Consider the following 24825-nt stretch of genomic DNA (forward strand, 5'->3'; position numbering starts at 1 on the left):
CCTATTGGGGTTGCACGAGGTTCACCTCGCGCGCGTACGCGTAAGTGTTTTAGAGAGAGGTTACGCCAGTGGCTTGAGAGAGAGAGAGAGAGAGAGAGAGAGAGAGAGAGAGTAGCAAATTATTTGGAACTACCAAACAATTCGACGAAAAATTTGCAGGAAAATTTGTGGTTCCCTGCACCTCTTCTGCTCTGTTGTATCTCTTAATGGTGTACATGTTTTGCGATCAATGCGGTGCAAAGGTAGTAAATGTTTGTGAAATGGGCAAGCATTCGTTGGAATAATCAAGAAAAAAAGTCCCGAACAGAAAGCCGGCATCTCTCCCGATGAATGGCCGAACAAGGCGGAACAGGAGAGCGGGGAGCCCATATTAAAAATGCTAAATCGTTCCTTAGATTCAAAGATTTAGGCTAAATTTGCAGCTCAAACCGATATTTTCGCAAAATGAGTCTAACAAAGATAGCCGGTAAATTCTTCATTCCCCGCCAAAAAGAGCTGGAACGGCACTACACTCACCCCGAGGCCCTCCAGCAGGAAGCGTTGAAATACCTGATTGGCAAGGGACAGAATACGGAATACGGACGCAATCATCTGCTGGCCAACACGCTGAGCTACGACGACTTTGTCCAGAACGTACCGGTGAATACTTATGAGGAACTCAAGGCCGACATCGACCGCATGCGCCATGGCGCAGCCGATGTGCTGTGGCCGGGTGTGGTGAAATGGTTTGCCAAATCGTCGGGCACCACCAACGACAAGTCCAAGTTCATTCCCGTTTCGGGCGACGGACTGCAGAACATCCATTATAAAGGTGGCGAGGATGTGGTGGTTTTCTATCTGCGCAACCATCCCGAGAGCCGTCTCTTCGACGGCCGCTCGCTCATTCTGGGCGGCAGCCACTCGCCCAATTACAACCAGGAAGGCTCACTCGTGGGCGACCTGAGCGCCATCCTCATCGAGAATATCAACCCGCTGGCCAACCTGGTTCGCGTGCCGAAGAAGCACACGGCATTGCTTTCCGACTTCGAGCTCAAGCGCGACCGCATCGCCCATGAGTGCCTGAACAAGAACATTACCAACCTCTCCGGCGTGCCCTCGTGGATGCTGAGCGTGCTTGTTCGTGTCATGGAGCTGTCGGGCAAGCAGCACCTCGAAGAGGTATGGCCCAATCTGGAAGTGTTTTTCCACGGTGGCATTGCCTTTACGCCATACCGCAAACAGTACGAGCAACTCATCACCTCGCCCCGCATGAGCTACATGGAAACCTATAATGCCTCGGAGGGATTCTTCGGTATTCAGGACGACCCCGCCGACTCTTCGATGCTGCTCATGCTGGACTACGGCGTGTTCTACGAGTTCATTCCACTCGAAGAGGTGGGGCAGGAAGGTGCCAATGTGGTGCCGCTCGAAGGCGTGGAACTCGGCCGCAACTATGCCATGCTCATCACCACCTCATGCGGATTGTGGCGTTACATGATTGGCGACACCGTGAAATTCACCTCCCGCCGCCCCTACAAGTTCGTGATTACAGGCCGCACCAAGTACTTCATCAATGCTTTCGGCGAGGAGCTCATCATGGACAACGCCGAGAAAGCACTGGCCTATGCGTGCGAGCACACGGGCGCCCAGGTGAGCGAATACACGGCCGCACCGGTCTATATGGACGAGAATGCCAAGTGCCGGCACCAGTGGCTCGTCGAGTTCTCGCACCAGCCCGACACGCTGCAGCACTTTGCACGGCTGCTCGACGAGAAGTTGCAGGAAATCAATTCCGACTACGAAGCCAAGCGTTCGCACGACGTGACCCTGCAGCATCTCGAAGTGGTGGAGGCCCGTCCGGGCCTGTTCAACGACTGGCTCAAGGCCAAAGGCAAGCTGGGCGGACAGCACAAGGTGCCGCGGCTGAGCAACTCGCGCAAGAACATGGACGAGCTGCTGGAGATGAATAAAGAGTAAAAAGGTAAATGGGTAAAAGGGTAAAGAAAAGGTAAAAAGGTAAAAAAGAAAAGATAAAAAGGGTAAAAACGCAAGGAAACGATTATGGGCAAAGGCTTTAACATGATGAAATATGCGGTTTGCGGTAGAAGATTTCTACCTTTCTACCTTTTTACCCTCTTACTTTTCAGCTGCGCCAAGATGGGCAGCCCCGATGGCGGATGGTACGATGAGACCCCGCCGCGGGTGATTGGAGCGTCTCCCGAAGACAAGGCAACCAACGTGAAGCGCCGCCATATCTACATCAACTTCGACGAATTTATCAAGATAGACAACCCCACACAGAATGTGGTGGTGTCGCCGCCACAGCTCGAAGCCCCCGAAATCAAGGGGCAGGGCAAGCGCATCAGCATCGAACTGCTCGACTCGCTGAAGCCCAACACCACCTACACCATCGACTTCTCCAGCGCCATTACCGACAACAACGAGGGCAATCCGCTGGGCAATTACACCTACAGTTTCTCCACCGGCGACCACATCGACACCCTGGAAGTGTCGGGCTATGTGCTTCAGGCCGACAATCTGGAGCCTGTCAAGGGCATGCTCGTGGGCCTCTACGACGACCTCTCGGACTCTGCCTTCAAAAAGAAACCCATGCTGCGCGTGTCGAAAACCGACTCGCGCGGCCGCTTTGTCATCAAGGGCGTGGCCTCGGGCAAATACCGCATCTATGCCCTTCAGGATGCCGACGGCGACTACATGTTCGGGCAAAAGAGCGAGATGCTGGCTTTCAGCCGCGACCTCATCAAGCCCAGCTTCAAGCCCGACATCCGCCAAGACACCACGTGGATCGACTCATTGCACATCAAGAACATCGAGCGCGTGCCCTATACCCACTTTCTGCCCGACAACATTTGTCTGCGGGCGTTCAACGAAATCCTGACCGACCGCTATCTGGTCAAGAGCGAACGCAAGGAGGCCAACCATTTCACCCTCTACTACAGCTACGGCGACAGCGTGCTGCCCCAAGTCCGAGGCCTGAACTTCAACGCCGAGAATGCCTTCGTGGTGGAACCCACCGCGGGGCGCGACACCATTACTTACTGGCTGCGCAACACGGCCTTGGTGAACCAGGACACGCTGACCGTGCTGCTCACCCACCACATTACCGACACGCTGGGCGTGCTCCGGCTGCGCACCGACACCGTGCCCCTGCTCTCCAAACAGCCTTATGCCAAGCGGTTGAAAGAAGAAAAGAAACTGCTGGACGAGTGGCAAAAGAAAGAGGAGAAGAAGAAAAAGCACGGCGAACCCTACGACTCCGTCATGCCACGAGAGCCGCTGAAGCTCACGGTCACGCCCGGCGGGGAGATGGATCCCGACCAAAACGTCACCATCAGCTCGCCCATACCGCTCATGGACATCGACTCCACCCACATCCATCTCTTCTCCAAACCGGGTGCCGACACGCTGTGGTACCGCGAGCCCTGCGAGCTGATCCGGGTGAACGGAGAGACCTATCTGCTGCGGGCCGAGTGGAAACCCGACACGGAATACAGCCTGGAGGCAGACAGCGCGACGTTCTGCACCATCTACGGCCAGGTGTCCGGGCCGCTGAAACAAGGGCTCAAGGTGCGCTCCACCGATGCCTACGCCACCCTGCTGGTCACGCTCACCGGCATGGAAGGACAGCATGTCATTGCCCAACTCATGGACGGATCGGACAAAGTGGTCAAGGAAGTGTTCACCGCTTCGGGCCAAGCCGAGTTCTATTATCTCAGGGAAGGCAAGTACTATCTGCGCATGATTCTCGACGCCAACGACAACCGCCGCTGGGACACGGGCAGCTACGCCGACGACGTGCAGCCCGAGGCCGTGTACTATTATCCCGAGGAGATAGAGTGCAAGGCCAAGTGGGACGTCACCCGATCGTGGAACCCCGCCGAAACTCCGCTCTATCGCCAGAAGCCGGGCGCCATCATCCAGCAGAAAGCCGACAAGGAAAAGACCATCCAGCACCGCAATGCCGACCGCGCCCGCAAGCTGGGCATCGAGTACATTCCCACCCTCAAATAACCCCAAACCCCATATCAAAATCATGATGAACCCACTCAAGCATATCCTCACGGCATCGCTCCTGCTGCTGCTTCCCGTCGTGGCCTCGGCGCAATGCACCTTTCGCAACACGGCTTTCAAGTCGGGCGAGTTCCTGTCCTACAACCTCTACTACAACTGGAAGTTCGTTTGGGTGAAGGCCGGCACGGCCTCGTTCTCCACGGTGCAGAGCGTCTACAATGGCAAAAAGGCCTATCGCGGCAGTCTCATCACACGTGGCAGCGACAAGGTGGACCAGATGTTTGTGCTGCGCGACACGCTGCTCTGCTACAACACGCTCGACCTCACCCCGCTTTATTTCCGCAAGGGAGCCCACGAGGGCTCGCGCTACACGGTGGACGAAGTGTTCTATACCTACCCCAACGGAAAGTGTTCCATTCGCCAACACAGGCAGCACAACGACGGCTCACACACCTGGAACAAGCACACGTATGACGACTGCGTGTACGACATGATGAGCATTTTCCTGCGCGCACGCTCGTTCAACCCCACGGGATGGAGGAGCGGACACGACGTGGACTTCCCCATTTCCGACGGCGACGGCACCCAGCCCGCCCGGCTCCGCTACGAGGGCAAGACCAACATCAAGGCCGACAACGGCCACACGTACCGCTGCCTGAAGCTGGCCTACATGGAGAGCAAGGACGGCGAGGAATACAAGAAAATCGTGGATTTCTACGTCACCGACGATGCCAACCACGTGCCCGTGCGGCTGGACATGCACCTGAAGTTTGGCGCGGCCAAGGCTTTTCTTTCCAACATGAAAGGCGTGAAAGAGGCCATCACCTCGCTGGTGAAGTAATCAATTATCCTTGGGTACTACTTTTCCGCCCACAATCCGAAACTTGCGGTCAAACTCCTCGCGCGTGCGTTTCCAGCGGTTGTGGGTCCAAAGATAGGGCACTGAGTCGCGGCGGATGCTCTCTTCGAGCATCCGGAAGAAGCGGCGCGTAATCTCAAATTCGGGCAGACGGTTGGGCTCGTCGGTGATGAGCTGGAACGTGATGGTGTAATAACCGCGGCGAGGACGCTGTATATCTACATAGAACACCACGTTGTTCATCTTGCGCATGATGCGTTCGGCACCGGTAAAGACCGGCGTGTCGTGGTTCAGGAACGGCAGCCAGCAGTGTATGTTCTGCCATTTCGGGGCCTGGTCGGCAATGTATCCGCTCAGCGACATCACGCCCTCGCGCTTCCAGTTTACCAGTTGCCGCAGGATGTCCCGCTTGGGCACGGTGACGCCGATGGGCGGGCACGAGCGCAGCCGGCGGAAGAGATGGTCGAAAGCCTTGCTGTGCAACGGGTCATAAATGAAGCAGAGTCGCCGCGATTCGTCCATGTCCATGCCCACCCGGGTGAGCCATTCCCAATTGCAGTAATGGCCCAGAATGGCTGCCGTGTTGCGTCCCTGCCTGAACCACTGCTCGTGCACCTCGCCATTGGTGATGCGCAGCCGTTTCCTCATCTCGCGGTCGCTGATGCTCAACAGCTTCATGGCCTCGAAAAAATAATCGCAGAACCAGTGATAGAACCCACGTTCTATCTTGTCCAATTCCTGCTTTCCCATATCGGGGAAAGCCGAGCGCAGGTTGCCCCTCACTATCTTCCGACGGTAGCCGATAAGCCTATACATGAAGAAGTATTCCACATCCGACAGCGCATACAGCAGCCAGAAGGGCAGCAGCGAGAGTGCATAGAACAGACAGTAAACCACGTGTGTCATACGCTACGGGGGTTAATGGGTCAAGCCTGCATGTCGTGCAGCTTCTTGTAGTAGCCGTCGCAGGCCATGAGTTCGTCGTGCGTGCCCCGCTCCACAATCTCTCCTTCGTGCAGCACGCATATCTCGTCGGCGTTCTTGATGGTAGACAAGCGGTGGGCAATGGCCACGGTGGTGCGCGTCTTCATCAGCTTGAACAGTGCGTCCTGCACCAGCCGCTCGCTCTCGGTATCGAGTGCCGAGGTGGCCTCGTCGAGGATGAGGATGGGCGGATTCTTCAGAATGGCGCGGGCAATGCTCACGCGTTGCCGCTGTCCGCCCGAGAGACGGCCGCCGCGGTCGCCGATGTTGGTGTCGAATCCCTGCTCCGACTCCATGATGAAGTCGTAGGCATTGGCAATGCGTGCCGCCCGCTCCACGTCCTCGCGCGTGGCGTTTTCCACGCCGAAAGTGATGTTATTGTAGAACGTGTCGTTGAAGAGGATGGCCTCTTGGTTGACGTTTCCGATGAGCTGGCGCAGGTCGTGGATGCCCAGCTGGCGCACGTTGACGCCGTCGATGAGCACTTCTCCCTCCTGCACGTCGTAGTAGCGGGGTATCAGGTCGACGAGCGTCGACTTGCCGCCGCCGCTCTGCCCCACGAGGGCCACGGTCTTGCCCTTGGGAATGGTGAGGTTGATGTGGCGCAGCACCCAGTGTTCACCATACTTGAAACTCACGTCGCGGAACTCGATGTCGCGCTCGAAGCTGCGCAGGTGCACCGGCCGTTCGGGCTCGCGGATGGTCACCTCGGCCATCAGTATCTTGTCCACGCGCTCCATCGAGGCCAGTCCTTTGGGAATGTTGTAGCCGGCACGGGAGAAATCTTTCAGCGGGTTGATGATGCTGTAAAGGATGGTCATGTAGTAGATGAACGAGGGGCCGTCGATGCTTCGGTGGCTCAACACCAGCACGCCACCGAACCACAGCACGATGACTATCATCACCGTGCCCAGAAATTCGCTCATCGGATGTGCCATCTGCTGGCGTATGTTCACCCGCATCACGTTGTCGCGATAGGCCGAATTTACCTCGTCGAAACGCCGGTTCATCTTCTCCTCGGCACAGAAAGCCTTGATGATGCGCAGGCCGCCAAGCGTCTCTTCCACCTGGCTCATGGTGTCGCTCCACAGCGCCTGGGCCTTGATGGAGCGTGCCTTAAGCCGTCGGCCCACCAGTCCCATGAACCAGCCGAAGACGGGCACAAAGACAATGGTGAACAGGGTGAGCTGCCATGAGAACACGAGCAGGGCCGTGAAGTAGATGAGGATAAGGATGGGATTCTTGAAAAGCATGTCGAGCGACGACATGATACTGTTCTCTATCTCCTGCACGTCGCCGCTCATGCGGGCGATGATGTCGCCCTTTCGCTCCTCGGAGAAGAAGCCGAGCGAGAGCGATGTTATCTTTTGGTAGAGCTGATTGCGGATGTCGCGCACCACGCCCGTGCGTATGGGGATGATGGTGGCCGAGGAGAGGAAGTAGGCTCCGGTCTTGAGAAAGGTCATGAAAGCCAGCACCAGGCCGATGATGAGCAGGGTGGTGGTGGCCCCGACACTGCCTACAAGCTGATTCACATAGTAGTCCATGTTGTTCATCAAGGCCTCTTTCAGGTTGGCCATCGTCACGGACATGAGGTGGGTGGCCCGTGCCGTGTCGTCGGTTTGGAAGAGAATGCTCAGCATGGGGATGAGCGTGGCAAACGAAAAGATGTTCAGCACCGCCGAAAGGATGTTGAACAGCACGCTCAGTGCCAGGTATTTCTTGTAGGGCGGAATGAACCGCCGCAGCACTTTCAGGAATTCCTTCATGGCTCTGTGTTAGGGTTTCTGTGTGGCGTCGCCGGTTGCAGCCGCGGCGTCGGGCCCGTCGACCACCTCGCCAATCAGCGTGGCCGAGGTGGATCCGGTGATGCGCACCCAGACCAATTCGCCCAAATGGTGGCTGCCTTTATCGATGACCACTGCCTTGTTCTGCGGCGTGCGGCCCATGAGCTGACCGCGGCTGCGCCTGGCAAAACGCTCTATAAGCACCTCGAATACCTTGCCTTCGTCCTTCCGGTTCTGGGCTGCACTGACCTCCGTTTGCAGGCGGATGAGCTCGTTCAGCCGGTCGGTCTTCACCTCCTCGGGCACGTTGTCGGGCAGGTGGCTGGCGGCGTAGGTGCCGGGACGCTCACTGTATTTGAACATGAAGGCCGAGTCGAAGCCCACCTCGCGCACCAGGCTCAGCGTCTGTTGCTGGTCTTCCTCGGTCTCGTCGTGGTAGCCCACGAAGATGTCTGTGGTGATGCCGCAGTCGGGAATGATGCGCCGAATGGCTGCCACCTTGCCGAGATACTCCTCCCGGGTGTACTTGCGGTTCATGAGTTTCAGTATCTTACTGCTGCCGCTCTGGGCGGGAAAGTGGATGTGGTTGCACAGGTTGGGCTCGCCGGCAACGGCATGCAGGATGTCCTCGGTCATGTCTTCGGGGTTCGACGTGGTGAAGCGCACGCGCATGTCGGGCACGGCACGAGCCACCAGACGCAGCAGCTGGGCAAACGAAGTGCCGTCGGCCGGACGCTTGCCGTTGGGCAGCAGTCCGTAGCTGTTCACGTTTTGGCCCAGCAAAGTCACCTCTTTGAATCCCTTGTCGTGCAGGTCGCGCACCTCCTTGAGTATGCTTTCCACGTCGCGGCTACGCTCACGGCCGCGGGTAAAGGGCACGATACAGTAGTGGCAGAAGTTGTTGCAGCCGCGCATGATGCTCACGAAACCGCTGATGCGGTTGCCTCCAATGCGCTGGGGTATCACGTCGCGGTAGGTCTCCGTGGCCGAGAGGGTCACGTCCACGGCCGGCAGTCCGTTCTCCGCGGCGGCGATCATCTCGGGCAGGTTCAGGTACGAGTCGGGGCCGCAAACCAGGTTGGCATGGTGGTTCTTCACCAGGTCGTCCTTCACGCGCTCGGCCATGCAGCCCAAAACCCCCAGTATCGGCCCTGCCGATTTTGAATTTTGAATTCTGAATTTTGAATTCCTCAAGGCGTGCAGCGTGTCGAGCCGGTGGTAAATCTTGTTCTCGGCGTTCTCGCGTATCGAGCAGGTATTGAGGAAAATAGCGTCTGCCTCGTCCTCGTTGTCCGTGAGTTCGTAGCCCGCCATCTGCATCACGGAGGCCACAACTTCCGAGTCGGCCACGTTCATCTGGCAGCCATAGGTCTCTATGAAGAGTTTCTTGTTCATTCGCTATCAATCGTTTGGAGTGCAAAGTTACGAATAATATTTGGCTTATCGCCGGTTAGGGTCAGAAAAGGAGCGGGAAATGGGGTGGGGGAGAAACCGTGGCACGGGGCGTCCCAACGGGTATGCGGGTATTGCTGTATAGGGTGGTGGGAGTGTCCCGGCGGCCCTACGGATATTGCCGTAGGGGGTGGCGAGAATGCCACGGCGGTTTCGGGGCGTTGCGATTGCGGCGAAACGGCGATGTGATTACGGCGTGTTGGCGTTGCGATTGCGGTGTAATCGCGTTGCGATTACACCGTTATTCTTTTGCCATTAAACGCTAAAGGGAAAAAGACTGTGGGGCCGACTACACATTGCGGCGCGCCACCCACGACCACAACACATAGAAAAGCACGCCCGCCGCCAGGCCGGCCACCACGTCGATGGCATAGTGGGCACGGATGTAGACCGTGGCCACGCAGATGAGCAAGGCAAAGGGCAGCAGCCCGAAGAAGAGCCGACGGCTGCCCGTCCGCCAGGCCAGCAGCATGCACACCAGGGCGATGCCTACATGCGAACTGGGGAAAGCGGCCGTGGGCCGCTCGCCGGCGTTGTGCACATCGGCTATAAGATGATAGAAGAAACCGTCCTTATAGCCGGGCGATTCCAGCATGTCGGTGTGGGTGCGGAAGTAGTCTCCCACGGCGGGAAACACGCCGCGGGCTATCTGGTCCAGCCCCACGGCCTTATAATAATACATGGGCCCGGTGACGGGCACAAGGTCGTAGATGACGTAGAAAGCGAAAAACGAGGCCAGAATGATGAACCCCGCCCGCTCGAACTCCTTGTAACGGGCCAGGAAATAGTAGATCGTCACCGTGGCGATGATGGGGAAATAGCTGGCATAGGCCATGTCGAGCAGCTCGCTCACCACGGCCTGGGGGAAGCGCTGGGCCAGCACCAGGGCGGGCTGGAACCCGAAAAGGCTCTGCTCGACCCGCGCAAAGAAGGGGTCGAGATTGGGGAAGAGGCAGTTCAGCTGGTAGGTGTCGGCATACCACCAGCTGAGCATCGACAGCTGTACGGCCACGCGCAGGAACCGCGTGATGCGGCAGGGCACGAGCCTGTAGACCAGCCACATGCCCACCGTGACGGCCCCGATGCGTACGCGGCCCCACACCATCGCGTCGGGATGCTGCAGCTTGGTGAAAGCGAAGAGCACGATAAGCAGCGTGAAAAGCATGTAGGCCAGCACGGCCCATTCCAGTGCCATGAGCCCCTTGCGCGGGTTGCGCTCTATCTCGAAGTACTTGCCGATATGCTTCATAGCCAATGGTTTTCACGATACCAGGCCACGGCCTCCTGCACGCCACGGCGCAGGTCGTACTGCGGATGGTAGCCCAGTTCGTCGCAGGCCGGCTCGATGTTGCAGCGCCAGTTGCGTTGTTTCAGAATGTTGTACTTGTCGCTGTTCAGCGCGCTCATGCGTCCCGTGGCCCGTCCTGCGTATTCCCCGCAGAAGGTGACGGCGCGGAGCACCCACAGGGGGGCCTTGATGCGCACCCACCAAGGGCGACCCAGCGCCCGGTGCAGCTCGTCGCTGAAGGTGGAACTCTGGTAGACATTGCCGTCGGAAATGAAGTATTTGCGTCCCGACATGCCCCGGTCCAAGGCCATGAATACGGCTTGAACCAGGTCCCTGACGTAGACAAAGGTGATGTCCTGACGCTTGAAACCCACACTGAAGTCCACGTGCTGCTTGATGCTCTTGGCCATGAGGAAGTAGTCTTTCTCGCGTGGCCCGTACACGCCCGTGGGGCGCAGCACCACGTAATTGAACGCATTGCCGATGGAATCGAGGAACTGTTCTGCCTTCAGCTTGCTGCGGCCGTAGGCCGTGTTGGGGCGCGGCGTGTCGCTTTCATCGATTTCAGCATAGGGCTGCTCCTCCTTGACGGCGCCGAAAACACTCAGGCTGCTCATGTAGATAAAGCGTTTGAGCGGCATGCCCAGCTTGAGAATGGCGTTCACCAAGTGCACGGTGCCCTCGTAATTCACCCGGAAAAAGTCTTCGGCATGCAAGCATTTGGTGGCCCCGGCGGCGTGCACCACGTAGTCGAAAGCGTGTCCCGAGAGCTGCTCCATGAGCTGCTCCTCGGACGAAAAATCAAGTTCGATGAAATGAATGCGCCCATCTTGCAGATACTTGCGCGAGCTGTTTCGGCGCATGGCGGCCCAAGTCTCAAATCCTTGGGCCAGAGCTTCCTCCACAATGAAACTGCCAATGAATCCACTGGCACCGGTAATGAGAATCTTCATCAAGCGTTAACGTAATCTCCTATAGTTCACATCGCAAAGGTACCACAATTCCAACGAATTGCAAAATAATCAAAATGAAATTAGGATTCTTCAATTCTTTTTTGTTAATTTGCATGTAACAAGTATTTAAAACTACCGACAATATGGCTAAAGGAAAGAAAGGCGGCAAGCGCATGACGAAGAAACAACTCACGGAAAAACTGGTGCAGTTCTTCTCGTCGCAGCCGGGAAAGACATTGTCTTTCAAGGAAATATTCCGCATGCTGCACCTCGACACGCACCCGCTGAAGATGCTTGCCATCGACGTAATGGAGGAAATGGCGTGGGACGACTTCATAACGAAAGTCACTGAAACCTCTTACGCCCTCAACACCAAGGGGCAGGTGCAGGACGGAACCTTTATCCGCAAGACCAATGGAAAGAACTCTTTCGTGCCCGATGGCGACGACAAGCCTATCTTTGTGGCCGAGCGCAACTCCATGTCGGCCCTGACGGGCGACCGCGTGCGCGTGTCGTTCATGGCCCGACGGCAAAGGCACATCAAGGAGGCGCAGGTCATCGAGATACTCAAGCGGGCCAAGGACGTGTTTGTGGGACGGCTTCGCGTGGATCGCGACATTGCTTTCCTCGTGCCCCAGAACGACACTTTCGTGCACGATGTGCTCATTCCCAAGAAGAAGCTCAAGGGCGGAAAGACGGGCGACAAGGCCCTGGTGAGGATTGTGCAATGGCCCGATCAGGACCATCGCAACCTGATGGGCGAGGTCGTCGACGTGCTCGGGCCGAGCGGTGAGAATGATGTAGAGATGAACACCATCCTGGCACAGTATGGCCTGCCCTATAAATACCCGAAGCATGTAGAGGAGGCTGCCAACAGGATCAGTGGAGAAATCACGCCCGAGGACGAGGCCGAACGCGAGGATTTCCGCAGCGTTTGGACCTGCACCATCGACCCGGCGGACGCCAAAGACTTCGACGATGCACTCTCGATCAGGCAGCTCGACAAGGGCCTCTACCAGGTGGGCGTGCACATTGCAGACGTGTCTCACTACGTGACCGAGGGCAGCATCATCGACAAGGAGGCCGTGAAACGGGCCACATCGGTCTATCTTGTGGACCGCACCATCCCCATGTTGCCAGAGCGGCTCTGCAATTTCATCTGCTCGCTGCGCCCGGATGAGGACAAGTTGGCCTACAGCGTCGTCTTCAATCTTGACGAAGAGGCCAACATAAAGAACCATCGCATCGTGCACACCATCATCCGATCGAAACGCCGCTACGCCTATGAGGAGGCGCAGCAGGTGCTCGAAGCCAACGGCGTGGTGGACGGAACGGGCAACCCTGCCCCCGATCCCGGCAAGAAAGGATACAAGGGAGACAATGGCTGGGAGCTGTGCACGCTGGACCGGCTGGCCAAGAAACTGCGCGCACAACGGTTCAGAAACGGGTCGGTGAAGTTCGATTCCGAGGAGCTGCACTTCGACATCGACGAGAAAGGACACCCCACACGCGCTTTCTTCAAACGCTCGAAAGACGCCAACAAGCTCATCGAGGAGTTCATGCTGCTGGCCAACCGCACCGTGGCCGAGAGTATAGGGCGAAGGCCTAAAGGCAAGACCGCCAAGACTCTGCCCTACCGAATACACGACAATCCCGACCCGCAGAAGATGGAAAACCTGCGCGAATTCATCGTGAAATTCGGTTACAAGGTGAAGACCGACGGCACACGCAGCGCCATGGCACGGAGCATCAACAAGCTCATGGACGACTGCGAGGGCAAGCGCGAGCAGAAACTCATCCAGGCCGTGGCTCTCAGAGCCATGATGAAGGCCAAGTACAGCGTGCACAACATCGGGCACTTCGGACTGGCTTTCGACTACTACACGCACTTCACTTCGCCCATTCGCCGCTATCCCGACATGATGGTTCACCGACTGCTAACCAAATATGCACAGGGCGGACGCTCGGCAAACGAGAAGCATTGCGAGGAACTTTGCGAGCATTGCTCGGAAATGGAGCAGATTGCACAGAACGCAGAGCGCGACTCCATCAAGTACAAGATGGTGGAATACATGGCCGACAAGCTCGGAAACGAGTACGATGCCCACATCAGCGGCATCACAAGCTACGGCATCTATGCCGAAATCGACGAGAATCACTGCGAAGGAATGGTGCCGATGCGCGACCTGGACGACGACTATTACGACTTCGACGAGAGGAATTTCCTGCTTCGAGGCCGTCGCCATCACCACAAATACCAACTGGGAGATGCCGTCCGCATCAAGGTGGCCAGGGCCAATTTGGAGAAGCGGCAACTTGATTTCACACTGGCTGCAAAGTAGAAAGAAAAAACAAGTCCCCACCTCTCCCAATGGGAGATGGGGACTTCTGCTAACCTAAAAACCAATCTTTTACTTACCTCAATACTGACTAACTACCTAATGAAAAACCTAAAAATCTAATCTTAAACCTAAAAACTAAAAACCTATATGAAACAATCTACTAACCTTAAACCTATTGAATGAGTGCCAATCGGATGTCTTCTCGCGAAGACTTTGCTTCCTTTTGACGATGCAAAGGTAGGAAGATTGGCCGCAGCACGCAACTTTTTCGCTGTGATAATCGTAAAATCATGCCTTTTATTGACCTAAATCAACAACTTGTGCACGTACACAACAGTTTAATAAGGCTTTCTTAGCTTTGCCGGGAGGCGGTCAAAGCTGGCCGGCCTCTACCTGAAGCACGATCCTTTCGGTGAGGCGGTCCACGCCGTCAGGGTCGTATTGCTTTTTCAGGCTGGCCCCAAACACCCACGCAAAGGCCTGGTAGAAACCGGCGCGAATGGGCCCAAGAAATCCCTTGATGAGCTCATAGCTGGAGCTGTTGCACTCGCGATAGATCAGTCGGATGAGTAATTTGCCCTGGCTGTAGGTCAGTTTCTTCATGCGTGGCGTGTATTCTTTCTTGATGCTGGCCTCTACAGTCTTCATGTGGGCGTCGCGTGCCTTCTTGTTGGGCAGGGTCTCGAGGTAGTCGCCGGTCTCTATAATGATGCGGTTCACCTCCTTGGCGATGGGCAAAACCTTCTTGATGTTGTAGACCAGACGGTTGTAAGCGGCCCGTTGCCGCGCGTCCTTGAACACCGGCTGCGAGAAAACCCAGACGTTGTTCAGCTCTACATACTGTATGGAATCCCTGCCCTGTAGCACCTTTCCCACTTTGACCATGGGCACAAACGTGGGGCTGTCCATATCCACCTCCATGTCTTCGGGATTGATATGGCCGGGACGGTCGCTCTGGGCCTTGGCGCAAAGGGACATGGCCAGCGACAGCAGGATGACGGGCAACATCTTCATTACAGCTGCAAAAATACAATCTATTTGGCCAATGACAAAGCAAAACCGTTTAAAAAATCTGTATTTTTCCTTGCCGTTTTCGGCAGAAACCATTAATTTTGAGCATCTATCTACATTCCTGAACCAACTGATGTGAAGCAAATACTCGCCATCATCTGCATGCTGTGGACGGCACTGCCCACACCGCTCCACGCCCAACAACGGGAGACGTGGGCGGAATACTTCAGCCGCACGGGGCAGCTGGAGGATGCCGAATCGGCCCATTGGGAACAAACCTACGACGAACTCTGCGAACTGCGGGCCCACAAGCTGGACATCAACCGCTGTTCGCGCGAAGACCTGCAGCGGCTGCCGTTCCTCTCCGACCGGCAAATCATGGACCTGATGGAGTATCGCGACCGGGCCGGACGCCTGGAGTCGCCCCTCGAACTGCGCATGATTCCCAGCATGGACAGGCAGGATGCCGACATGCTGGAGCAATTTATCTTCTTCGGGGCAGAGGCTTCGGCCGACACACTGCCCTCCTGGCGCCATATCATAAGGTATGGCCGGCACCAGCTCACCACGCTCGTCAAGATTCCGTTTTACCGTCGCGACGGCGACCGAAACGGCTATCTGGGCTATCCCTACAAGCACTGGCTGCGCTATGCTTTCAGTGCCGGGCCCCGTGTCAAGGCGGGATTCGTGGCCGCGCAGGATGCCGGCGAACCCTTTTTTGCCGGGAAAAACGCCGCGGGTTACGACTATTACACCTTATATATTATGGTAAGGGACGCCGGCCGGCTGCGCAATCTCGTTCTGGGCCGATACCGGTTGCGGTTCGGCATGGGCCTGGTGATGAACAACTCCTTCGGCCTGGGCAAGCTCAACACACTGGCCATGCTGGGGCGAACGACCAATGCCGTCTTTGCCCACAGCAGCCGATCGGAGGCCAACTACCTGCAAGGGGCGGCTGCGACCTACCGCATTGCGCGGGGCTTGGAGCTCACAACCTTTGCGTCCTGGCGCAAGGTGGACGCCACGCTCAACGCCGATTCCACCTCGATAGCCACCCTGCTTACGTCGGGCTACCACCGAACGGCCCGAGAATTACGGCGTAAACGCAACGCGTCTACGGCGTTATGGGGCGGCCATTTCGGCGTAAACGCCGGGCGATTTCGGCTTGGAACTACGGCGATTTACGCCTCTTTCGACCGAGAGCTGCGCCCCGACGTCTCCCGGCGCTACCGCCAATGGCATCCCGCCGGCCGCCGTTTCTGGAACGTCGGCATGGACTATGGCTATGTCTCCGGCCGCCTCACCATCGCCGGCGAGACGGCCACGGGCACGCGAAATGCCGTGGCCACGCTCAACACCGTGAGCTACCGGCTGTGCAGCAACCTCTCGTTCATGGCCCTTCAGCGGTACTATCCTTACCAATACTATCCGCTCTACGGCCAGAGTTTCAGCGACGGCGGGGCGGTGAACAACGAGAGCGGCGTCTATCTGGGCGGCGTGTGGATGCCCGCGGCAGGCGTGAATGTGCTGTTCTATACGGATGCGGCCTACTTTGCCTGGCCCAGATACCGGGCCTCGCAATCGTCGCACAGCTGGGACAATCTGGTGCAGGTTACGCGCGACCGCGGCTCCTGGAGCCTGCTGGCACGCTACCGGCTGCGCATGCGCGAGCAGGACAACCCCGGCCATTCGGCCCTGACCTACAAGCGGGAACACCGCGGCCGACTCGCCGCCACCTATGCCTCGCACCACTGGACGGCCAAAACACAGGCCGACCTGGCCTGTTGCCATTTCGCGCAAAACAGTCTGGGCTGTATGATTACCGAGAATCTGGGCTACGTTCACCGCCGCTTCCGGCTGCATGCCACCGTGGGCTACTTCCACACCGACGACTACAACTCGCGCCTCTACACCTACGAGCCGGGCATGCTCCATGAGTTTTCGTTCCCGTCGTTCTGGGGTCACGGCATCCGCTACGCCCTCACGGCCCGGGCCGAACTGGGCCGCCATGCCCTCGTGCTGGCCAAAATAGCCACCACAGACTATTTTGACCGCTCCCAAATAGGCAGCGGCCTGCAAACCATCCGGGCCAGCAGCATGACCGATATGGAGCTGCAGCTCCGGCTTCAACTATAATCAGGAAAACTCCTTATCCCTCCATGCCCGGCTTTTTCACGCCAAACGCCGTCGTGACGGCATGCCATCGGCGCGTTTGGCGGCGTATTTCCATGTTGCGTTCCAAGGCTTCGCGGTTCACGTAGGGGCGGCTGTGGTCCAGATGCAACACAATGGCACTATAGCGAATTTGCCTTCCGCGCAGACCGAGATTCACCAGCCGCTCGCCCATCTCGCGGTCCTCGCCCCCGTATTGCATGCGTTCGTCGAAGCCGTTCACCCGCAGAATGTCCTCGCGCCACGCGCTCGAATTCATGCCGTTCCAGGTGGCGCGCGTCGGGGTGAGGAGGTTCATCCAAGTCCATCCCATCAGTTTGGTGCACTTGAAACTCCAGTGCACGCCCTGCTCTTTGAGCCAACCATAGCTGAAGGCGCGCCCACAGGCCACGTCGTCGCGCGCTATCGCCTTGCTCACGGCCATGGGCAGCTTGAAATACCCACCGCTCAGGAAGCGGCCCCGGCGGGCCAGCCGCTCGTGCATGGCTATGAAGTCGCGCCGCGGAATACAGTCCTGGTCGGTAAAAATCAGGTAGTCGGCGGTGGCCGCTTTCAAGGCCTCGTTCAGTATTTTGGTCTTGCGAAACCCCTTGTCCTCGTGCCACACGTGGCGGATGGGCAGCCTGTCGCCATAGCGACGAAGCAGTGCCGCCGTCGCCTCGGTGGAGCCGTCGTCGGCAATAATCAGCTCGTCGGCCATGCGTTCCTGGCAGAGATAGCCCCACAAAGTCTTCTCCAACCACTCGGGATTGTTGTAGGTCGAGATGACAACAGCCATTGTCATGGGTCGGTCTGTGCGTTGGTCCATCGCGTCTGCATGCTTAAAGGTTGTGGTTGCAAAGATAGTTCATTTTCCTTAAACCGCCACCCCTGCAACCCAATAACGCTGCAAATCATGTTCAATAAACCTGTGGATAAGTGTGTGGATAACTCCATGGATAACTATGCTCATAACTTTCGGGTTATCCACAGCGGCAGCTCCCGCCACCGTCGGGCGTGGAAATCCATAGGTTTATACAGTGGCAGACTGTCCATTATCCACAGTTTTCCACGCCCAAAAATTATCCACGTGATGCTTATCCACCGTTTTCCATCGGTGTGGATAAGTCCGTAAACCTTTCAATGCGAGCCAAAAGATATACCGCCGGCCATGGACAAACGCCGTGCGAACGTGGATAAGCAAACGGCCAAGGCTTTGGCCGGTGATTTATCCACTTATCCACGGCATATCATATTCTTCTTTTCTCTTTTTTAAAAAAGAAGAAAGGAAAGAAGAATATAATAAGGTGTGGATAGCTTGGTGGGATTATCTGACGATGGCTATTTTGCAGACAACGCCTTTCTCGCCCTCGGCGGTGGCCACTTCGACCATGTAGACGCCGCTGGCCACCCGGCGGCCGTCGCGGTCGAGACCGTACCAGCGGCATTGTCCGCCGCTGGCACGGCCTTCATAGACGAGGGTGCCGTTGCTGTTTACAATCTTCACGTCGGCGCGCTCGTCCAGTCCGGTGATGGTGATGGCGCCCATATAGTCGGGCCGCACGGGGTTGGGATAGGCGTAAACGCTGGCTTTGGTCATGCCGTCGGCGGCCGTCGGGGCGTTGCTCATATAGGAGCAGAGCCCCTTGCCGGTGCCTATATACACCTCGCCTGTGGCTTCATTGAGGGCAATTGACTCAATGTTGTTAGAGAGGAGCATGCTGTTTTCGCGGGTGAAGTGCTGTATCTGCATCAGGTTGTTGCTGCTGATGAGGTACACTCCGTTGCTGTTTGTGCCAAACCATTTGCGGTTGGCCTGGTCCACTACCATGCAGGAGATGTCCACTTTGTCGAGCAGATAGTCGGCGTAGTTGGTGCCGTCGTTGCGCGGCACCTTGACCTGAGTGAAGACAGGACTGGCTGCCGTGATCTGGTTGGGCGGCAGAAGCAGCGGCCCCACATTGGTGCACACCCAGATGTTGCCCTCCCGGTCTTCGGCGATGCAGCGCACGTAGCTCACGTTTACCGTGGTTCCGTCTTCGTTGACAAAGCTCGTCAGGCACTTCAGCGCGTCGTTGCCGGGCTGGTAGCAGATGGCCTGGGGCGCGCCCGAATGGTTGTTTGGAATCCAGAGCAGGCCCCGACTGTCGATGATGGGGGTGTTGAGGCGGCCCAGCGAGTAGCCGTTGTGCATGAGTTCCGGCTTGTGCAGGTTCTCCCACTGGCCGTCGTGGGAGTATTTCAGCAGGGAAGTGGTGGCGCTGAGACTGTTGAGCACCCAGAGGTTGGCGCCGGCATCGAACTTGATGCCCTGCACAATGTTGTATTCTTTATTGGTGGCACTCACAGTGGCAGCGCCGCGCAGCGGGCTGTTGTCGGGCGTGTATTCTCCGACAAACGCGCCGTTACGGAACTCGTAGAGGCCCGTCCGACCCGATGCAAACACGTGGTTGGCGTCTCGGGGATCCACGTCTACCGAGCCCATGTCCAGGTAGGCGTGGCCCGTTTTGGCCTCCAGCCCGTCTTCATAGATGGTCCATTTGTCGCCGTCGAGCACCTGCACGCAGCCCGGCCGGAAGAGATCGTCGTCGGGTGGATAGCCTCCTCCCACGGTGTAGAGCTTCCCGTCGTAGAAGCGCGAGAAGCCAAAGTAGTTGTATTTGGGGCCGCCGGGGCTGAGCGTTTTCACCAAGGCCAGCAGGTCGGCATCCATTGTTTTGGGGCGTGCGGTGAAGTTGCCCACGCGCGTCCAGTTGGTTTTGTCGAGCAGGTTGGACGTGAGCAGACCGCGGTAGAGGCCGTTGGTGTGGCTGGCTGCATAGAGGAAATTGCCCTCCACATAGCTGTAGTCCACGGTGAATCCCAGCTGATAGGTATCGCTGATTTCGGCTTGGGCCACGTTGAGCTTCAGAATGCCGAAGCCCGTCGAGAGGTAGGCCGTGGTGCCGGTCACGTCTATACTGTTCACCGTTTTGTTCACGGCCAGCGACTTGCTCATGTAGTCGGCCATGTTGGTGACCGTTCCTTGGGGCGAGAGCAGGTCGATGTTGTAGTTGTCGTAGACGATGACCAGTCTGCGTGCAGCCTGGCACCAGGCTATGTGACTGATGCCGCTGTCGTTGAGTCCGGTGGTCTTATCGAAGGTTTGGAGGCTCTGGTCGCTGCGGTTGTAGGCATAGAGGCCGCCCGACGCCAGCACGTAAAGCTGGTTTTCGCTTGCCTTTTCAATCTCGGTGGGCTCGTAATAGCTTAGGTAATTCTTCCATTTGCCGGTCTGTGCCACGGTCGCAACCGGGAAAGCGGAGAGCAGGAAAAGGGAGAAAAGGAGGGAAAGGGCGGACAGGCTGTGGGGTAGGAGAAGCCGTGGGGCGGGAATATGGCTGTGGTGTTGCATGTTTGTATGGATGAAATGGTTCATCCATACAAACGCCAAAACCGTGAAACTATTGCGCCATAAGGCGTTGGCTTTTCCTAAGAGAACGCAACGGGCTACCCGTTCAGTAGGTGTTCGGCGAGCTTGCGGACGGCCAGAGCCCGGTGGCTGATACGGTTTTTGACCTCCTCGCCCAGCTGGGCAAAGCTGCGGTCGTAGCCTTCGGGGATGAAGAGCGGGTCGTAGCCGAATCCCTCGCTGCCCTGCTTCTCGGTGCCGATGCGCCCGCGCACCTCGCCCTCGAACTGGTATTCGCGGCTGCAAAACGGGTTGTCGCCCTCCATGACAATGAGGGAAATGACCGTGCGGAAACGGGCCTTGCGGTTGTCTTGGCCCGTCATTTCGCGCAGCAACTTGGCCATATTGGCCTCGCTGTCGTGGTCGGTGCCTTCGGCATAGCGAGCCGAATGCACGCCCGGTGCCCCGCCGAGGACCTCGACTTCCAGCCCCGTATCGTCGGCAAAACAACTGATGTGGTAGTGGTCGAACACGTATTTCGCCTTCTGGTGTGCGTTCTCCTCGAGCGTTCGGCCCGTCTCCGGGATGTCCTCGTGGCAGCCAATCTGGGCCAGCGACACGATGTCGAACTTGGGTCCGAGTATCTCTCGGATCTCGCGCAGCTTGTGCTCGTTGTTTGTTGCAAATACGATTTTCATGCGATGAATGGTCTTCTCTGGTGTTTTCCTATGCTTCCTGCGCCCCTTGGTTCTCCTTGTCCTTGGGCAGGCGCACCTTGATTTTGTCGAATCCCTCGCCATATACGCCGATGACCGAGCTCTGGCTCACGAAGGCGTTGGGGTCGATGAGCTTGATAAGACGGAAGATACTGGTGCTTTCCCGCTTCTTGGCGAGGATACAAAGCACTTTCATCTCCTGCCCGGTGTACCATCCGTGGCCGTCGAGGATGGTCACGCCATGGTCCATTTCGGTGCCGATGGCATTGGCAATCTCCTGGTATTTCTTGGAGAATATCATGAACTGCACCGACTCCCGTCGGGCATTCATCACGTAGTCGAGCATGAAATTCTCGATCACCATGGTGCATAGGCCGAACACTACCTTGTGAATGCGACCCAGTCCGTCGCCAAATTGTGGTATGAAAAGACAACTGCCGATGATGCAAAGATCCACCAAAATGAGCACCTGGCCCAGTGAAAGGTTGTAGAATTTGTTCACCGAGGCCGCGATAATGTCGGTCCCTCCCGTGGAGCCATTGTTCATAAACACGATGGCCAACGACGTTCCCGTCATGATACAACCTATGACCAGCGACATGAAGTCTTGCCCCTCGCCCAGTATTTTCACGTAGTGACCGCTCTGATCCACCGGCATCAGCTTCTGCGACAACCATAAAATGAAGGAAAGAGCAAAGATGGCATAGATGGTTTTCATGAGGAATTTGAGGCCCAATATCTTCAAAGCCAGCACCAGAAGAACCACATTAATGACAAAGTAGCTGTACTCAATGGGGATGCTGGAGGCGTAGAAGATGATGGCCGAAATGCCTGTCACGCCACCCGTCACTATCTCGTAGGGCAGCAGAAAGGTGGTCCAGGCAAAGGCATAGAGCATGAGACCAAGCGTGATAAACACGTAGTCCTTGGCCTCATTGAATATAATCTGATGGTTAATCGTCATACCTGATGGAGCTATGAGGTTGTGGAATAGAGGGGTTGTCTCCTGAATGACTATTTCACCACGATGTTGATGATCTTCTTCGGTACCACGATGACCTTGACAATCTGCCGTCCGTCGAGGAACTTGGTGCTGCGCTCGTCGGCCAGCGTAGCCTGTTCAATGTCGGCATTGGCGGCCGAAGCGGGGAACATCTTCTGGTAGCGGGCCTTGCCGTTGAAGCTCACGGTCATCTGAATTTCGCTTTCCACCAGATAGCTCTCGTCACACTCGGGCCACCGCGCGTCGCAAACGGTGCCCTCCTGACCCAGCTGCTGCCACAGTTCCTCGGCGATGTGGGGGGTGAAGGGCGCGATGAGCGTCACGAGAGTTTGCAGGATTTCGCGGCTGTGGCACTTCTGCTGGCCCAACTCGTTCACGCAAATCATGAAAGCTGAAATGCTTGTATTGTAGGAGAAAGCCTCGATGTCGGCCGTCACTTTCTTGATGAGCTTGTGGAGACTCTTCAGGCTTTCCCTGCCGGGATCCGCGTCGTCCACGAGGAATTGTCCGCTGCGGTTGTCCCAAAATAGGCTCCAAAACTTCTTGAGGAAGCGGAAACAGCCATCGATTCCGTTGGTGTCCCAAGGCTTGGAAGCCTCTACTGGGCCGAGGAACATCTCGTACAGGCGCAGCGTATCGGCGCCATAGTCGTGCACGATGTCGTCCGGATTCACCACGTTGTACATCGATTTCGACATCTTTTCAATGGCCCAGCCGCAGACATACTTGCCGTCTTCGAGGATGAACTCGGCGTGCTCGTATTCCGGGCTCCACTTCCTGAACTCGTCAACATTGAGTACATCGTTCTTCACCAGGCCCACCCACACGTGGATGGGCGTCACATCCTTGTAGCCTTCACGCAGGTTATGGCTCACGAACACCGGCTTGTCGCTGGTGCTCAACTCGTTCACACGGTACACAAAATTGCTTCGCCCCTGGATCATTCCCTGGTTAATGAGCTTCTGAAAAGGCTCTTCTTCGCAGCTCACGCCTTGGTCGAACAGGAACTTATTCCAGAACCGACTGTAGATGAGGTGGCCTGTGGCGTGCTCCGTTCCACCCACATAAAGATCCACGTTGCGCCAGTATTCACCGGCCGACTGGCACAGCAACGCCTGGTCATCATGCGGGTCCATGTAGCGCAAGTAGTAGGCGCTCGACCCTGCAAAGCCCGGCATAGTATAGAGGTCTATGGGAAACACGGTGGTCTGATCAATGCGTGCATTCTCCACGACTTTACGGGCCACGGTGTCCCAGGCCCACTTCTCGGCCCGTCCCAAAGGTGGCTCTCCGGTCTCGGTGGGCTTGTACTCCTTGATTTCGGGCAGCTCGACGGGCAGACAATCTTCGGGAATCATGCGGGGAATGCCGTTGTCATAGTACACGGGGAACGGTTCGCCCCAGTAGCGTTGACGCGAGAAAATGGCGTCGCGGATGCGGAAGTTCACCTTCACACGACCGATTCCTTTCTCTGTAACAAACCGCTTGGTGGCCTCAATGGCCTCTTTCACGGTGAGCCCGTTCAGCGAGAATCCGTCAAGGCTCTGCTTGCCCTCGGCGGGCGAATTGACCACGATGCCTTCCTTGGCATCGAAACTTTCCTCCTCCACGTCGGCCCCCTCGATGAGCGGAATGATGGGCAAGCCGAAGTGTTTGGCAAAGGCATGGTCGCGGCTGTCGTGGGCAGGCACGGCCATGATGGCCCCCGTTCCGTAGCCGGCAAGCACATATTCGGAGATCCAGATGGGGATGGGCTCGCCCGTCAACGGGTTGATGGCATACGAACCGGAGAACACTCCGGTCACCTTTCGGTCGGACATGCGGTCCAGTTCGGTGCGCTTCTTCACGTAGTCCAGATACTCGTTCACCTCGGTCTGCTGGCCGGGGGTGGTCACTTGAGCCACATATTCGCTCTCGGGAGCCAGTACCATGAACGTCACTCCAAACATAGTGTCGGCGCGAGTAGTGAAGATTGTAATTTTGAATTTTGAATTTTGAATTTTGAATTCCACCTCCGCACCCTCCGAACGGCCTATCCAATTCTTCTGCGTCTCGGTGATGGAGTCGCTCCACTGCACGGTGTCCAGACCGTCGAGCAGCCGTTGGGCGTAGGCCGACACGCGCAGGCACCACTGGCTCATCTTCTTCTGCACCACGGGAAAACCGCCGCGCACGCTCACGCCCTCCACCACTTCGTCGTTGGCCAGCACGGTGCCCAGCCCGGCACACCAGTTTACCATCGTCTCGCCCTTGTAGGCAATGCGGTAGTTCATCAGCGTGCAGCTTTGCTCTGCCTCGTCCATTGCCAGCCACTCTTCGGCCGTGAAGTTCACGGATTCGTCGCTCTGGGCGGCATGCACACCCGCTGTTCCGTGCTCCTCAAAGTGTCTGACGAGCTCGTCTATGGGCTGTGCCTTGTTCAGTTCAGTGTCGAAATAGGAATCGAACATGCACTCAAAGGCCCACTGTGTCCAGTGATAATAGGCCGGGTCGCAGGTGCGCACCTCGCGGTTCCAGTCGAAAGAGAAGCCTATCTTGTCCAGCTGCTCGCGGTAGTGGTTGATGTTCTGCTCGGTGGTAATGGCCGGGTGCTGTCCCGTCTTGATGGCGTATTGCTCGGCCGGCAAGCCGTAGGCATCGTAGCCCATGGGGTTGAGCACATTGAATCCCTGCTGGCGTTTGTAGCGTGCATAGATGTCGCTTGCGATGTATCCGAGCGGGTGGCCCACATGCAGGCCGGCGCCGGAGGGGTAGGGAAACATATTGAGCACATAGAACTTGGGCCGTTCCGGGTCTTCCGTCACCTTGTAGGTCTTCTGGTCTACCCATCGCTTTTGCCATTTCTTTTCAATTTCTCTGAAATTGTATTCCATATTG

16 protein-coding genes are annotated in these 24825 nt (G+C 57.0%); 5 read left to right on the forward strand and 11 right to left on the reverse strand.

Translation table 11 applies throughout. The annotated features are described in order from the left end of the window. Window positions 1-444 precede the first annotated feature (444 nt). The 3 genes from L888_RS0111865 (at window position 445) to L888_RS0111875 (ending at window position 4852) form a co-directional block, all read left to right on the forward strand. The gene (locus tag L888_RS0111865; protein ID WP_027953040.1) at window positions 445-1956 is read left to right on the forward strand and encodes a GH3 auxin-responsive promoter family protein; all 1512 of its coding nucleotides are present in this window, start codon (window positions 445-447) and stop codon (window positions 1954-1956) included. Window positions 1957-2040: 84 nt separating this feature from the next. Beyond that, entirely contained in the window at window positions 2041-4011 is a 1971-nt protein-coding gene (locus L888_RS0111870) for an Ig-like domain-containing protein (RefSeq protein ID WP_027953041.1), read from the forward strand. A 25-nt stretch (window positions 4012-4036) separates the two neighbouring features. Next, the gene (locus L888_RS0111875) at window positions 4037-4852 is read left to right on the forward strand and encodes a DUF3108 domain-containing protein (RefSeq protein ID WP_027953042.1); all 816 of its coding nucleotides are present in this window, start codon (window positions 4037-4039) and stop codon (window positions 4850-4852) included. Here the strand turns inward: L888_RS0111875 and L888_RS0111880 are convergent, their stop codons facing one another. The 5 genes from L888_RS0111880 to L888_RS0111900 all read right to left on the reverse strand — a co-directional run bounded on the left by L888_RS0111880 (window position 4853) and on the right by L888_RS0111900 (window position 11334). Next, entirely contained in the window at window positions 4853-5776 is a 924-nt protein-coding gene (locus tag L888_RS0111880; protein ID WP_027953043.1) for a lysophospholipid acyltransferase family protein, read from the reverse strand. Between the two features lie 20 nt (window positions 5777-5796). Then, the gene (locus tag L888_RS0111885) at window positions 5797-7623 is read right to left on the reverse strand and encodes an ABC transporter ATP-binding protein (RefSeq protein ID WP_027953044.1); all 1827 of its coding nucleotides are present in this window, start codon (window positions 7621-7623) and stop codon (window positions 5797-5799) included. Window positions 7624-7632: 9 nt separating this feature from the next. After that, window positions 7633-9036, reverse strand: a complete 1404-nt coding sequence (gene miaB, locus L888_RS0111890; RefSeq protein ID WP_027953045.1) for a tRNA (N6-isopentenyl adenosine(37)-C2)-methylthiotransferase MiaB — start codon at window positions 9034-9036, stop codon at window positions 7633-7635. Between the two features lie 346 nt (window positions 9037-9382). After that, window positions 9383-10342, reverse strand: a complete 960-nt coding sequence (locus L888_RS0111895; RefSeq protein WP_027953046.1) for a phosphatase PAP2 family protein — start codon at window positions 10340-10342, stop codon at window positions 9383-9385. Beyond that, window positions 10339-11334 (reverse strand): NAD-dependent epimerase/dehydratase family protein, encoded by a 996-nt coding sequence (locus L888_RS0111900; RefSeq protein WP_027953047.1) that lies wholly within the window; start codon window positions 11332-11334, stop codon window positions 10339-10341. The genes L888_RS0111895 and L888_RS0111900 overlap by 4 nt, the downstream gene beginning before the upstream one ends. 143 nt (window positions 11335-11477) lie before the next feature. Here L888_RS0111900 and rnr point away from each other — a divergent pair, with 143 nt between their 5' ends. Continuing rightward, window positions 11478-13676 carry a ribonuclease R gene (rnr, locus tag L888_RS0111905; RefSeq protein WP_027953048.1) on the forward strand — a complete coding sequence of 733 codons (2199 nt, stop codon included), beginning with the start codon at window positions 11478-11480 and terminating at the stop codon, window positions 13674-13676. A gap of 372 nt (window positions 13677-14048) precedes the next feature. Here the strand turns inward: rnr and L888_RS0111910 are convergent, their stop codons facing one another. Continuing rightward, window positions 14049-14690, reverse strand: coding sequence for a DUF4294 domain-containing protein (locus L888_RS0111910; protein WP_027953049.1), 642 nt, complete (start codon window positions 14688-14690; stop codon window positions 14049-14051). A 132-nt stretch (window positions 14691-14822) separates the two neighbouring features. Here L888_RS0111910 and L888_RS0111915 point away from each other — a divergent pair, with 132 nt between their 5' ends. Further along, window positions 14823-16823, forward strand: coding sequence for a helix-hairpin-helix domain-containing protein (locus L888_RS0111915; protein ID WP_027953050.1), 2001 nt, complete (start codon window positions 14823-14825; stop codon window positions 16821-16823). Window positions 16824-16836: 13 nt separating this feature from the next. Here L888_RS0111915 and L888_RS0111920 read toward each other — a convergent pair whose 3' ends face one another. The 5 genes from L888_RS0111920 to leuS all read right to left on the reverse strand — a co-directional run bounded on the left by L888_RS0111920 (window position 16837) and on the right by leuS (window position 24821). Beyond that, complete coding sequence (locus L888_RS0111920) at window positions 16837-17667, reverse strand: glycosyltransferase family 2 protein (RefSeq protein ID WP_044249409.1); 831 nt, start codon at window positions 17665-17667, stop codon at window positions 16837-16839. Between the two features lie 498 nt (window positions 17668-18165). Further along, on the reverse strand, window positions 18166-20232 hold the full coding sequence (porZ, locus tag L888_RS0111925; RefSeq protein ID WP_044249447.1) for a type IX secretion system anionic LPS delivery protein PorZ: 2067 nt from the start codon (window positions 20230-20232) through the stop codon (window positions 18166-18168). A 95-nt stretch (window positions 20233-20327) separates the two neighbouring features. Continuing rightward, a complete protein-coding gene (locus L888_RS0111930) occupies window positions 20328-20927 on the reverse strand; it encodes a non-canonical purine NTP diphosphatase (protein ID WP_027953053.1) in 600 nt (199 codons plus the stop codon). A 28-nt stretch (window positions 20928-20955) separates the two neighbouring features. Then, the gene (locus L888_RS0111935) at window positions 20956-21909 is read right to left on the reverse strand and encodes a YitT family protein (protein ID WP_005845295.1); all 954 of its coding nucleotides are present in this window, start codon (window positions 21907-21909) and stop codon (window positions 20956-20958) included. A 50-nt stretch (window positions 21910-21959) separates the two neighbouring features. Next, window positions 21960-24821 (reverse strand): leucine--tRNA ligase, encoded by a 2862-nt coding sequence (leuS, locus tag L888_RS0111940; protein WP_027953054.1) that lies wholly within the window; start codon window positions 24819-24821, stop codon window positions 21960-21962. Between the last annotated feature and the right edge of the window lie 4 nt (window positions 24822-24825).

This window comes from Hallella seregens ATCC 51272, from assembly GCF_000518545.1.
GTDB lineage: Bacteria > Bacteroidota > Bacteroidia > Bacteroidales > Bacteroidaceae > Prevotella > Prevotella seregens.